Source organism: uncultured Subdoligranulum sp., from assembly GCF_963931595.1.
GTDB lineage: Bacteria > Bacillota > Clostridia > Oscillospirales > Ruminococcaceae > Gemmiger.
Genome location: NZ_OZ007030.1, coordinates 1,924,770 through 1,937,807, shown reverse-complemented (window position 1 = coordinate 1,937,807; position 13,038 = coordinate 1,924,770). Strand labels below are relative to the sequence as shown.

The 13,038-nt window shown below is 63.8% G+C and carries 12 protein-coding genes and 1 tRNA gene; 9 read left to right on the top strand and 4 right to left on the bottom strand.

What is annotated here, in order from left to right:
- Positions 1-4: 4 nt before the first annotated feature.
- From ABGT73_RS09395 to ABGT73_RS09375, 5 genes are read left to right on the top strand one after another with little or no spacing between them, the layout of a single operon-like run.
- On the top strand, positions 5-553 hold the full coding sequence (locus tag ABGT73_RS09395) for a GNAT family protein (protein ID WP_346669516.1): 549 nt from the start codon (positions 5-7) through the stop codon (positions 551-553).
- A complete protein-coding gene (locus ABGT73_RS09390; protein ID WP_346669515.1) occupies positions 550-2,091 on the top strand; it encodes a hypothetical protein in 1,542 nt (513 codons plus the stop codon). Before ABGT73_RS09395 ends, ABGT73_RS09390 begins: the two co-directional genes overlap by 4 nt.
- Before the next feature lie 16 nt (positions 2,092-2,107).
- The gene (locus tag ABGT73_RS09385; protein ID WP_346669514.1) at positions 2,108-3,049 is read left to right on the top strand and encodes a glycosyltransferase family 2 protein; all 942 of its coding nucleotides are present in this window, start codon (positions 2,108-2,110) and stop codon (positions 3,047-3,049) included.
- Positions 3,046-3,405, top strand: a complete 360-nt coding sequence (locus ABGT73_RS09380; protein ID WP_346669513.1) for a transporter — start codon at positions 3,046-3,048, stop codon at positions 3,403-3,405. Before ABGT73_RS09385 ends, ABGT73_RS09380 begins: the two co-directional genes overlap by 4 nt.
- Complete coding sequence (locus tag ABGT73_RS09375) at positions 3,402-3,749, top strand: EamA family transporter (protein ID WP_346669512.1); 348 nt, start codon at positions 3,402-3,404, stop codon at positions 3,747-3,749. Before ABGT73_RS09380 ends, ABGT73_RS09375 begins: the two co-directional genes overlap by 4 nt.
- Positions 3,750-3,790: 41 nt before the next feature.
- On the opposite strand, the gene ABGT73_RS09370 is transcribed toward ABGT73_RS09375, so the two are convergent.
- From ABGT73_RS09370 to ABGT73_RS09360, 3 genes are all read right to left on the bottom strand, one after another.
- A complete protein-coding gene (locus ABGT73_RS09370) occupies positions 3,791-4,477 on the bottom strand; it encodes a phosphatase PAP2 family protein (RefSeq protein ID WP_346669511.1) in 687 nt (228 codons plus the stop codon).
- Between the two features lie 265 nt (positions 4,478-4,742).
- A complete protein-coding gene (locus ABGT73_RS09365) occupies positions 4,743-7,067 on the bottom strand; it encodes a hypothetical protein (protein WP_346669510.1) in 2,325 nt (774 codons plus the stop codon).
- 22 nt (positions 7,068-7,089) lie between these two features.
- Positions 7,090-8,850 (bottom strand): hypothetical protein, encoded by a 1,761-nt coding sequence (locus tag ABGT73_RS09360; RefSeq protein WP_346669509.1) that lies wholly within the window; start codon positions 8,848-8,850, stop codon positions 7,090-7,092.
- A gap of 245 nt (positions 8,851-9,095) precedes the next feature.
- On the opposite strand from ABGT73_RS09360, the gene ABGT73_RS09355 reads away from it, so the two are divergent.
- Positions 9,096-10,427, top strand: a complete 1,332-nt coding sequence (locus ABGT73_RS09355; protein ID WP_346669508.1) for a hemolysin family protein — start codon at positions 9,096-9,098, stop codon at positions 10,425-10,427.
- 107 nt (positions 10,428-10,534) lie between these two features.
- Here the strand turns inward: ABGT73_RS09355 and ABGT73_RS09350 are convergent.
- Positions 10,535-10,610, bottom strand: a tRNA-Val gene (locus tag ABGT73_RS09350).
- 207 nt (positions 10,611-10,817) lie between these two features.
- On the opposite strand from ABGT73_RS09350, the gene ruvC reads away from it, so the two are divergent.
- Genes ruvC through ruvB form a run of 3 tightly spaced genes read left to right on the top strand, consistent with a single transcriptional unit; the run spans position 10,818 to position 13,031 of the window.
- Positions 10,818-11,315: a crossover junction endodeoxyribonuclease RuvC gene (gene ruvC, locus ABGT73_RS09345; protein WP_346669507.1), complete on the top strand. Its 498-nt coding sequence runs from the start codon at positions 10,818-10,820 to the stop codon at positions 11,313-11,315.
- A 36-nt stretch (positions 11,316-11,351) separates the two neighbouring features.
- Positions 11,352-11,957, top strand: a complete 606-nt coding sequence (gene ruvA, locus ABGT73_RS09340; protein ID WP_346669506.1) for a Holliday junction branch migration protein RuvA — start codon at positions 11,352-11,354, stop codon at positions 11,955-11,957.
- Between the two features lie 18 nt (positions 11,958-11,975).
- The gene (ruvB, locus tag ABGT73_RS09335) at positions 11,976-13,031 is read left to right on the top strand and encodes a Holliday junction branch migration DNA helicase RuvB (RefSeq protein WP_346669505.1); all 1,056 of its coding nucleotides are present in this window, start codon (positions 11,976-11,978) and stop codon (positions 13,029-13,031) included.
- Positions 13,032-13,038 lie beyond the last annotated feature (7 nt).

Genomic DNA, 13,038 nt, shown 5'->3' with positions numbered 1-13,038 from the left:
TCGTATGCAGGAACTTCCCATCCTGACCGGGCAGCTGGTGGTGCTGCGTCCCATCACTGATGCCGACACCGATCGCATCGTGGCGTGGCGCAACACGCCGTCGGTGATGCAGAATTTCATCTTCCGCGAGAAGTTCACCCCCGAGATGCACCGCAACTGGCTGGCCACCAAGGTGGCCACCGGGCAGGTGGTGCAGTATATCATCGAGGACAAAGCCACTGGCCAGCCGGTGGGGTCCGTCTACTACCGGGATGTGAACCACGCCTACCACAGTGCCGAGTACGGCATCTTCATCGGGGAGGAGTCCGCCCGGGGCAAGGGCTTCGGCACCGAGACCGCCCGCCTGTTCACGGCTTTCGGCTTTGAGACGCTGCATCTGCACCGCATCAGTCTGCGGCTGCTGGCGGAGAATCTGCCCGCCCGCCGCAGCTACGAGAAAGCCGGGTTTGTGCTGGAGGGCACCTTCCGGGACATGGTGGTGCTGGACGGGCGCTACCGCGATGTGGTGTTCATGGCCAGGCTGGCCGAGGAGGGCCAGGGAGGACCGGCATGACGATCATCTGGAAAAATCCATGGATACGCCGCGGCCGGAACTGGCTGCAGAAGACCCCCAACGCGCTGCTCTGCGTTTTGGGGGCAGTCCTGTTTTTGCTGGTGTTTTATTCGCTGGCCTACCGCACGCCGCTGAACCAGGTCTGGATGGCCCCCAACATGGACAACGACGAGGTCATCTATAACCGCCAGGTGGTCAGCGTGCTGACCCACGGCGGGCCCCGGGGATATTTCGGCTACGAGGAAACCCACGCCAACATCGGCCGGTACGGTACCTGGGGCCCCTTCCTGATCTGGACGTACGCCCTGCCGGGCTTTCTGTTCGGCGCCAGTGTCAACACGGTGTTCTGGTGCAATATCCTTTTCACCATCGTGGGGATCGCCTTCTTTGTGCGCGCGGCCCGGCTGCAAGTCTGGCAGCAGATGGTCTGTGCCCTCACGCTGGTCTGCCTGTGGGTGCCGCTGAGCCTGGTGTTCTGCGGCTCCTCCGAGGCGCTGCACTACGCCCTGGCGCTGGTCATTGTGGGCAGCGCGGCGGCCCTGCAGCGAAAATTCCACCCCGGCTGGTGTGCTGCGGCGGTGATTGCCTGCGCCCTGGAAACCCTCTTCCGGCCCTATGCGCTGCTCTTCTGGGCCTTCCCGCTGGCAGCGCTGTGGCAGGGCTCCCGGCGCCGCAAACTGCTCTTCGGCGGGGCGGCGGTCCTCAGCTTCGGGGCGGCGCTGTTCTCCATGACGGAACTCTCGGCACCCTATTTCAGCGGCGGCGGGATGGATTTCGGCGGCCTGAAAAAGCTGCTGGCCGGGGACGTGGCCGGCGCGGTGGGGTATGAACTGACCCGCGGGGCAAAGGAGCTGCACACCGCCTGGCTGGGCATCCTGCCCACCCTGCAGGGCGACCCCCAGTATCTGGGCACCGGCTGCCTGGTCTTTGTGGTGATGGTGCTGGTCACGGTGGGCTGCCTTGTGTACGATCTGCGCCGGGGTCGGCCCTGCCGCTTCAAGATCTGTGCGCTGCTCTGCGCCGGCGTCATCACGCTGCTGCTGATTTTCATGTACAACATCGCCCCGCGGCATCTGGCGCTGCTCTGCATGCTGATGCTGGGGGCCGTCACGGTGGAAAATGCCCGCCAGGCGGTGGTCTATCTGCCGGTGATGATGATCCTGCTGCTGCCCATGAATGCCCGGCGCAGCAGCCTTTCCACCTGGAACGCCGGCATGGGGGAGCAGATTACTGCCGTGGAATCCGCCCTCACCTGGAGCGTGCAGGCCCGGCAGAGCGACGATCCCTGGGATTACACGCTGGCCTACGCCTACGACGACGATGTGTTTCACGGTTACCTCTACGCGGTGCCCGCCGGCATGGGCATCGAGTTTGACTGGAACACCTACCTGGCCGACGAAACGCAGACCATTTATTCCCGGTACGCCATGGTGAACCACGGTACCGACGCCGAGGCCCGTCTTTTGAAGGACGGCTGGCAGGAGGTTGTCTCCACCGAAGATCTGGTGGTCTACCAGCGGCCGGATACCCTGTCATAAAAGGGGAGAAGAAGCTATGCAGAAACTATCCTATGTGATTCCCTGTTACCGCTCGGAACACACCCTGGCGGCGGTGGTGGAGGAGATCACCCGTACCATGGCCGCCCTGCCGCAGTATGATTATGAAATCGTGCTGGTCAACGATTGCTCGCCGGACGGCACGCTGAACACTATCCGCAGCCTGGTGGCGGCGGATCCCCACGTGCAGGGTGTGGACCTGGCCCGCAACTTCGGCCAGCACGCCGCGCTGATGGCGGGCTTCCACCAGTGCAGCGGCGATATCATCGTCTGCCTGGACGACGACGGCCAGACCCCTGCCGACGAGGTGGGCAAGCTGCTGGACAAGATCGAGGCCGGCTACGACGTGGTCTATGCCAGCTACGACAACAAGCGGCAGGCGGGCTGGCGCAACCTGGGCAGCTGGGTCAACAGCAAGATGACCGAGATCATGCTGGGCAAGCCGCCCGAGCTGGTGGTCAACAGCTACTTTGCGGCCCGCCGCTTTGTGGTGGACGAGATGCTGCGCTATGAGCACTGCTACCCCTATGTGATCGGGCTGGTACTGCGCAGCACCAAGCATATCTGCAACGTGCCGGTGCATCACCGCGCCCGGGAGGAGGGCCGTTCCGGCTACACGCTGGGCAAGCTGCTGGGGCTGTGGATGAACGGTTTTACCTCCTTCTCGGTGAAGCCGCTGCGCATCGCCAGCTACTTCGGCACGCTGTCGGCGGTGGCGGGCTTTCTCTATATGATCTATATCATCATCAACCACTTCACCCGCCACACCGCCCCCCTGGGCTGGGCTTCCACCACGGCGCTGCTGCTCCTTCTGGGCGGGGTGATCCTGCTGGTGCTGGGGCTCATCGGGGAGTATGTGGGCCGCATCTATATGTGCGCCAACAACGCCCCCCAGTATGTGGCGCGGGAATATCTCCACCATGAGGAGGCGTCCCGTTGAAACAGGCTAAATGGTATCTGGTGCTGCATGTCTTCCTGGGCATCTACGCCCTGAGCAGCGTCTGCAGCAAACTGGCCTCCCGGCAGGCCTTTCTCAGCCTGCCCTTCCTGCTGCTCTACGGTTGCATGCTGGCCGCGCTGGTGGCCTACGCCTTCGGCTGGCAGCAGGTCATCAAGCATCTGCCGCTGACTACCGCCTACGCCAACAAGGCTGTCACGGTGGTCTGGGGCATCCTGCTGGGTCTGCTGATCTTCGGCGAGACGGTCACTCCCCGGCAGCTGGTGGGGGCCCTCGTCATCATTGTGGGCATCGTGCTCTTTGTGCGGGCCGACCACGAAGGGGAGGACCGCTCATGACACAGGCACAGCTTCCCTATCTGCTGCTCTATCTTTTCAGCACTTTTCTGGCTTCGGTGTCCCAGGTGCTGCTCAAAAAGGCCGCGCTGCGGGAACACAAATCCCTGCTGGCCGAATACACCGACTGGCGGGTGCTGCTGGGCTACGGCCTGTTTGTGGGCTGCACCCTGCTGACCATGCTGGCCTACAAGGGGGTGCCCCTCAACGTGGGCCCCGTGCTGGAGGCCACCGGCTATCTGTATGTGACGGTGTTCGGCGTCACCATCTTCCACGAGAAGATGAACCCCCGCAAGGCGGCAGCCCTGGTCATCATCATCGTGGGCATCCTGATTTATGCACTGTAAACAAAAACCCCGACGAATTTTCGTCGGGGTTTTTTACTGTGTTACCACCATTCGGGCAGACGCTGTTTGCGGTGGCGGCTGTGGTGGTGCAGCGGAGAAGTTTCCGCCTGCAGCACGGTGGCGGCGTAATCCAGGGCCAGGGCCAGCAGGATGCCGAACACCACATCGATGACGCTGTGCTGCTTGAGCAGCATGGTGGAAAGGGTGATGGCCAGGCAGAGCACCGCGGCGGCGGGGCGCATCCAGCGGCGGCGGGGTGCATCAAAGCAGCTGCAGCGGTAGTAGGCCAGCATCAGCGTGACCGAGTTGGACACGTGGATGGACGGGCAGACGTTGGTGGGGGTGTCGTGCCGGTAGAGGGCGCGCACCGCCTCGGCGAAGAAGTCGCTGCCGGGAACGCTGTGGGGACGCAGTGCCAGTCCGTTGGGGACCATCACATAGAACAGCAGCGACAGCGTCATGCCGGCAAACAGCGGCAGGCAGAGCCGCCAGAAATCAGCGCGCGGCGCATGCCACAGTATGTAGAACAGCGTGAAAGGGATCCACGGGAACCACATCACATAGGGGACGACGGCATACTTGCAGAAGGGAATCAGGTCGTCCAGACGGCAGTGCACCCACAGGTCCGGCACCAGGATGGCCTTTTCCAGAAAACCGAAACAGGTCAGATAAAACAATGCATACAGCGTCATGAACCATACGGGATGACGCATACACCAATTACGCATAGGAAACTCCTTATACATCTCAAAAACAGCATACCTATGGCGATGTATTATTATACGCCGGAACCCTCGACAAAAGCAAGCGGAAAAGCCGACAAGAAAAAACAGTACAATCTGTAAGAATCTGTACGACCTGGCGATGCTATGGCATAAATCGGGGTTCTGTATACTATAACGACGCAAAATCAAAAAGCATTGCAATCTTTGTAAAATTTTTCCGGGTAATATTTCGCAGGTAAATCCCCGGAAAAGACCGTTTCAGGCAAAATCAGAGGGCCTTGCGGCGCCGTACCAGCGCCAGGATCAGGCATCCGGCGGCGCACACAAGGGAGAGCAGCTCGCAGCCCCGCCACCACGCAGGGCTCTGCCAGGCGATGGCGATGGTACCGGTGTAACCGGCGGGGATGGTCAGCACCACCCGGGCGTTCTCGCCGCTGGTCAGGGGGAAGGCGGTGCCGGTAACGGTGTCGGCGGCGGTGTAATGGCCGTAGTTGAAAATGGGCACCGAGATGTCGGCCTCCGCCCCGGTGTTCTCCACACTCAGGTAGGCAACGCCCTGCCGCTTCTCGTAGCCGGTCAGGGTCATGTCCTCGCTGCCCGGCTTGGGCTGGGCCCAGATCGTCTCATAGATGCTGCACCCGTCGATCATATACTCGCCGATGCCCACATCCCGGGTGTCGTCCCGGCTGATGGTGTTGGCGGTGAGTTCCGTGCAGGTCAGCAGCTGCATCTGGAAGACCCCCACGCTCAAGGCGGCGGCCACCGCCAGACCGCCCGCCGCCAGACGGGCCGCGGTGCCGTGGTGCCGGGCAATCAGCTGCAGGGCCAGCAGGGCGGCAGCGCAGAGCAGCAGCGTGGCCGGGGCCAGGAACCGCCAGGGATACTGGAAGGTGCCCGCCAGTTTGCCGGCGACAAAGCCCAGCCAGCTTTCCACAAAATCCCAGGGGAAGATCTGCAGCGAGAGCACCACGGCCAGCACACCCAGCCCGGCGGTCAGCCGCAGGGGGGCGCCCAGTTCCCACCGGTCACGGCGCAGCAGGCAGAACACCACCAGCGCCACGCCCAGCACCAGGGGCAGCCCCAGCGTCAGGCTCATGTCGTTGGAAGTGCCGGGGGTGGTGCCGCCGAACCCGGGGCCGAAGGGGTTGATCAGCTGCATCAGGGTCAGCCCCTCGCTCTGGGGCTTGCCCGGCAGGCCCTCGTTGACCTGCAGCGGCACCGAGAGGGCGGTGGACGCAAAGGGCACCAGGAACCAGGCGCTGAGCCCGAAGGCCAGCAGGGCGGCTTTCACCCAGGCCAGCAGCCGGGCGGGGCGGAGCGTCTGCCGCAGCCGCAGCAGACAGAACAGCAAAAGGAAAGCGCCGGTGAGTTCGGTGGAGATCAGATGGCTCTGCACCAGGGCCGCCATGCCCAGGGCCAGCGGGGCCCACTGGGCGAAGCGGGGCTTTTCGCAGGTGTAGATCTCATAGACGCCCAGCAGCACCAGGGGCAGGAAGCTCATGGCGGTGTATTCGCCCACCGCGGCCCGGAAGTAGACGCAGACCAGCCGGTAGACCGACAGGGTATACAGGGCCGCACCCAGCACACCGCCCTGGCGGCTGCGGGAGATGCGGGCAAAGCAGAGGTAGCTGAAGCCGCAGGCGGCCAGCGTCACGGCAAAGATATAGACCTGGTAGCAGGTGCGCAGCGGCAGCCAGGCGTTGTACAGAAGGGCGGGCAGCAGCAAAAACAGCTCGCAGTAGCACAGCGGGTTGATGTAGCCGTAGCCGTTGAGGGTGGTGGTGGCGATGCGCACCGGGAACTGCCCGTAGGACAGCTCGGCGGCCATGGCGGTGATGCGCTGCAGATGGTAGCGCAGGTCGTGGCCGAAATAGAGGTGGTCGCTGAAAAGGGGCAGGCAGGCCAGCACCGTGATGCCCAGCAGGGCCAGGGGCAGGCGCAGGGCGCGGCGGCGGGCAGCGCCCCGGGCGCCGGTGCAGGCCACCAGCAGCCAGCCGAGAAAATCCACCACGCCAAAGAAGAAGAGAAAACAGACCAGCCGGGTCAGCCGGTAGATGGGCTGCTCGGCGAACTGGATGCCGTACAGGTAGAGCTGGCCCTCGCCGTAGTGCAGGGTGGCGGTCAGGTCCTGCAGCCGGGCGCCCGAACTGACCCACAGCCGGGTGGTGACGGTGCGGTGGCCGTCGTCCAGGGTCAGCGTGTCGGCCTGGACGGCGGAGGGCACTTTGTCGGAGGCAAAGGTCAGCGAACCGGCACTCTGCTGCACGCTGAAGGTGGGGGCGTCGGGGGTCTGGCAGGAGAAATAGTCCACCGTCACCTCGTAGGCGCCGGAGGGTAGGGCTACCCCCGCCGTGGAGAAGGTGATCTCCTTGTCGGAGGTGAAGCCGTTGTTGTTGTAGATCTGCAGGGCGCTGCCGTCCTCATTGAGCGCCGCAAAGCCGGGAAAGCCGTTGGAAAAGGCGTCGGGCGTCAGCGAGAGGCGGTAGGCCGGACCGAACAGCCCTGCCGCCAGCCAGACCACCACCGCCAGCTCCGCCACCAGGGCGGCGGCCAGCAGTTTGTTTTTCCGCAGCAGGGAAACCAGGTGTTCCATCGTCGTAACCTCTTTTCGGGACTCAGCCGTCCCAGATCATGATCTTGGCGTTGAGGATGGAGGAATCCTCCACCGTGGCCAGATAGTCGCCCCGGGCGTTGCGCTCGGTCTTGGTGCAGTCCAGCAGACAGATGGACCGGGCCTCCTCGCTGCCGTCCGGCAGGCGGACCTTGTACTTGATGACGGCGTTGTCCGGCACCACGGCCCCCTGCACATAGACCTGCAGGGTGTCCAGCAGCTCGCCGGTGGCGTCCTGGGCGCGGCCGCACCAGGCCAGATCGTAGCCGCCGTAGTCGCGGTAGGTCTGGTAGCCGTAGACGCTGCCGGTCAGATCGTCGGGCACCTCCCCGGCGCCCATCACCTGGGCATGGAGTTCCCGGCCGGTGAACCGGCTGAAGAAGTAGGATTCGGCGTCGGGGTTGCTGGCCCAGACGTTTTCATTGCAGAGGATCAGGTCCTCATCGGTGATGGGGTTTGCCAGCCCGGCATCCAGGGTGTTCACGAAGAAATAGTAGTTGTCCAGGTTCTGGGCGTGGTGGTTGCGCAGGCAGGCCCGGGTGTAGGCGCCGTTGGCGCACAGTCCCACGGCGATGGCTCCGGCCAGCACCAGCCGCAGCAGCACGCCGGGCACAAGGGGCAGCCTGGCCAGCGCGCCGGCCAGCAGCACGATGAGGGCGGCCAGCAGCAGCGCCAGTCCCACAGCACAGGCTGCCGCGGGAATGTAACCCCACTTCCAGGTGATGGCCTCGGGGGCCTGGTACCGCTCGGAACAGGCCAGCAGCAGGGCCGGGGCAAACCACAGCCCCAATCCCAGCAGCGCCAGCCCGCCCAGAACTTTAGGGGCGGTTTTCAGCCGCGGGGCGGCAAAACAGAGCACAAGCGCTGCCACAAGGCCCAGCAGCAACGGCCAGAGCTTGTCGCCGCCGGTGATGGCGCCGGGGTCCTGGCCCTGCACCAGCGGGTTGAGGAAGGGGATGGCCGAGGCCATCTGCTGCACCGTGACCCGGGCGATCTCGGGCAGATTCAGCGAGAGGGCGTTGCCGGTGGAACCCGTCCCGCGGGAGCAGCCCAGATGGAAGGCCAGGGCCACCGCGGTGCCCGCCAGGGCGGGGGCACAGCCCAGCAGGCCCTGCTTCAGGCTGCGGCGCAGCACCGCCCACAGCACTACGGCCAGCACCGTGTACATGTAGCCGATCTCGTAGGTGCCGCAGGAAATAAATACCAGAATGCCGGCGGCCACGCCCCAGCGGCGATGGCCGGTATCCTGCATCCGCAGCAGGCAGAGCCAGCCCGCCATGGCCCAGAACAGCGCCTTCTGGGGCACGGCGTAGTAGCTGTACATGCCCTCGTTGAAGATGGGCGCCAGCGACAGGGCCAGGGCAAACCCGCCCAGGGCCAAAGCGTCGCTGCGGCTGAGCCGGGCCACCACCCGGCTGGTCAGAAAGCCCGCTGCTGCCGTCACACCGATGATGTACAGCCGGTAGCTGGTCAGGCTGCCGTAAAAGAGCAGCGAGAAGGCCGACGGGTAGTGGAACGGGAAGAAGCGGACTTCCTGCAGGGTGAAATACCGCAGCCGCTCGCCCAGGTCCCGCCAGAGATATTCCAGGAAGGGTGTGCGGTCGAACTCGAACATCCATTTGTTCAGCGTCAGCCGGTCGTCGCCCTCGGGCGGAACGCTGATGGTGACCCGCAGGTACATCACGGCCAGGGCCAGGATCAGCAGATAGCCGACGGCCAGCAGCAGCCGGCGGTGCCGCCGGCAAAGGGGGGAGAGGGAATTCATCAGGGGCCTCCTTGTCACAGGATACAAAAATACACCTTATTATAACACGCGCCCGCCCGGTGCGCAATGCGACAGGCTTTGCGCATCCCGGCGCCCGCAGAACCTGCATCTGTTTTGCATCCTGGTCCGCGCCATCTTGCGTTTTGCGGCAAAGTATGGTATCATACATTACAATATGCGTTCACTGTACTTTGCGCGGAACGCATAAAATTTGAATACAGAAAGTTGAGTTGGTAGTTTCCCCAATGGACGATGGCAGTATATTTATGATCGTGGCACTGGTTATTCTGGTGTGCATGTCGGCCTTCTTTTCTTCGGCCGAGACCGCGTATTCTTCCCTGAACCTCATCCGTCTGCGCAGCCGCGCCGACGCCGGCGACCGGCAGGCCGCCAAGGTCCTCTCGCTGGCTGAGCGGTACGACAGTCTGCTCAGCACCATCCTCATCGGCAACAACATCGTGAACATCGGCGCTTCCTCCATCGGCACGGTGCTCTTCACCAAGGTGCTGGGCGGGGTGTACGGCCCCACGGTGTCCACCGTCGTGATGACGCTGGTGGTGCTCACCTTCGGTGAGATCACCCCCAAGAGCATGGCCAAGGAGATGCCGGAGTCGCTGGCTTTGAGCTTTGCGCCCACCCTGAGCGTGCTGGTCACGGTGTTCACGCCGCTGAACTGGATCTTCGGGCAGTGGAAAAACTTCCTGGCCAAGCGCTTTTACAAGGGCGAACGGGACACCATCACCGAAGGTGAGCTGGTGACGATGGTCAGCGAGGCCGAGAAGGACGGCGAGCTGACCGACCGGGAAAGCGAACTGATCCGCAGCGCCATCGAGTTCGATGACGTGGAAGTGGAGGACGTGCTGACCCCCCGTGTGGACGTGGTGGCCGTGGAGGACGATACCCCCATGGACGAAGTGGTGGAAATGTTCGCCGAGAGCGGGTATTCCCGCCTGCCGGTCTACCACGAGACCATCGACAACATCATCGGCGTGGTGCATGAGAAGGACTGCTTCGCGGCGCTGCGCAAGGGCAACGTGAAGGAAGTCAAGCTGGAGAACCTGGTCAGTCCCACGCTGTACACCACCACCGCCACCCAGATTTCCACCCTGCTGCTGACCCTGCGGGAGAGCAAGCACCACATGGCTGTGGTGGTGGATGAATACGGCGGCACCGCCGGCATCATCACGCTGGAGGACATCCTGGAGGAGCTGGTGGGCGAGATCTGGGATGAACACGACGACGTGGTGGAGGATATCCGCCAGCAGAGCGACGGCAGCTGGCTGGTGTCCGGCACCGCTGGCATTGACGATGTGGCGGAGGAGCTCTCCATCCGCGACAAGGAGGAGATCGATGCCATTGCCATCAGCGGTCTGGTCCAGGAAAAGCTGGGCCGGCTGCCCAAGGTGGGGGACCACTTCGTGTGGGGCGACTGCGACGGCACGGTGACCCGTGTGAGCCACCGCCGCGTGCAGGAAGTCCGCCTGACCCGCCGCCCGCCCCAGGAGGAACCCCGCAAGGGGGACCGCCGGGAGCACCGGGAACGGGAGAAGGATCGGGAAAACCGCCGCGCCCAATAATTGCGGATAAAAACCACAGCGGCGTGCAGGCCGGAAGACCTGCACGCCGCTGCTTTTTCGCAAGAAGACAAAAGTAAAAACCCGGAACCTTCCGTTCCGGGCTGATCTGGTGGACGGTACAGGACTCGAACCTGTGACCTCCTGCACGTCAAGCAGATGCTCTACCAGCTGAGCTAACCGTCCATATTCGGTTGTGCCGCGCTTCTTGCGACGCCAATAATCATACCAAACCTGGAAGAAAAAATCAAGCCCTTTTTGCAAAAAAATCAACTTTTTTTGAAAAGCACGGTAAAACGCCGTTCTGCTCATCCCGAAAAGCGGGAGCGCACGGTGGACGGCACCGGAATTTTGTGGTATACTATATCGGTTAAAGTGGGGAGGTGTAGAGAGTTGCGGGTACTGGGCATTGACCCCGGGTATGCCATCGTGGGCTGGGGCGTTGTGGAGTATGTGGGCAACCGGTTTGCCCCTGTGGGCTACGGCGCCATCCTCACCGAGAAGGACACCCCCTTTGAACAGCGCCTGTGCGAAATCTACGACGCGGTGCTGGATGTCTGCCGCCGGTATCAGCCGGAGGCCATCTCGCTGGAAAAACTCTACTACCAGCACAACCAGACCACCGTCATCGGCGTGGCGGAAGCCCGCGGCGTCATATTGCTGGCAGCCGCCCAGTGCGGCGTGCCCATTTACGAATACACCCCCATGCAGGTCAAGCAGGCCATCACCGGCTACGGCAAGGCCGTGAAGAAGCAGATTCAGGAGATGACCCGCATGATGCTGCACCTGGATACCATCCCCAAACCCGACGACACGGCGGATGCCCTGGGCATGGCCATTGCCCACTGCCATTGCAGCCGCAGCCGACTGATGGGCACCCGGCCGCGCTGAGCGCCGCGCCCCTTTTGAATCAGAAGGAAGGATACCATGATCTATTGCCTGACCGGCAAAATTCTGAAAAAGTCGCTGGACACCGCCGTCATCAGCTGCGGCGGTGTGGGCTATGCCGTGCAGATCCCTGCCACCACCGGCGAGGCGCTGCCCGCCCCGGGCCAGGATGGCACGGTCTACACCGTCATGAACGTCAGTGAGAACGACGTTTCCCTCTACGGCTTCGCCACCGAGGAGCAGCGGGACTGCTTCAAGATGCTCACCGCCGTTTCCGGCGTGGGCCCCAAGGCGGGGCTGGCCATCCTTTCGGTGATGAGCCCCGAAAAAATCGCCCTGGCGGCCTCCTCGGGGGACCACAAGGCGTTCACCAAGGCTTCCGGCGTGGGGCCCAAGCTGGCCCAGCGCATCACGCTGGAACTGAAGGACAAGGTGGGCAAGGGCCTGGCCGACGGCACCGGCTTCGGCGGCGCGGATCTTTCCGCCGCGGTGCCCAGCTCCGCCCCCGCCCAGGCGGTGGCCGCCCTGGTCAGCCTGGGCTATACGCCCTCCGACGCGGCGGCCGCCGTGGCCCGGGTGGACGAAACCCTGCCCGTGCAGGACATCATCAAAGTGGCGCTGCGCGGCCTTTCGCGCGCCCGGTAAAGGAGGGGACAGACCGCAATGAATCAGGAATACACCGTGGACCCCAGCCGGCTGGTCAGTCCCGACGCCATCCCCGCCGATGCCGAGGAAGTCAGCCTTCGCCCCAAAACCCTGGACGACTATGTGGGCCAGGAGAAGGCCAAGGGCAACCTGCGGGTCTATCTGCGGGCGGCCCAGCAGCGGGGCGAGCCCATGGACCATATTCTGCTCTACGGCCCCCCGGGCCTGGGCAAAACCACGCTGGCGGGCATTGTGGCCCAGGAGATGGGGGTGCAGATCCGCATCACTTCGGGCCCGGCCATCGAGAAGCCCGGCGACCTGGCTGCCCTGCTCACCAACCTGCAGGAGGGGGATGTGCTCTTCATCGATGAGATCCACCGCCTTTCCCGCCAGGTGGAAGAGGTGCTCTACCCGGCGCTGGAGGATTACGCCCTGGATATCATGATCGGCAAGGGTCCCAGCGCCCAGAGCATCCGCATCAACCTGCCCCGGTTCACCCTCATCGGTGCCACCACCCGGGCCGGACAGCTCACCGGGCCGCTGCGGGACCGCTTCGGTATTCTGCTCAAGCTGGAACCCTACAGCCCCAACGAGCTGGCCCGGATCATCACCCGCAGCGCCGGCATCCTGGGCATTCCCATCACCGAGGAAGGGGCTCTGGAACTGGCCCGCTGCAGCCGGGGCACGCCCCGTATCGCCAACCGGCTGCTCAAACGGGTGCGGGACTTTGCCACCGTCCAGGGGGACGGCACCATCGACGGGGAGACCGCCGTGGAGGCCCGCAAGTGGATGGATATTGACGAGATGGGCCTGGACGAGCTGGACCGCAGTCTGCTGCGCGCCATCATCGAGATGTACGGCGGCGGGCCGGTGGGCCTGGAAACGCTGGCTGCCGCCCTGGGTGAGGAGAGCGTCACGCTGGAGGACCTGTGTGAGCCCTATCTGATGCAGATGGGAATGCTCACCCGCACGCCCCGGGGCCGCTGCGTGACCCGGCTGGCCTACGAGCATCTGCACATGGCGGTGCCCCGCCGCTTCGACGGGGAAGAGGACGGACAGCAGAGCATGTTCTGAGGAAGTC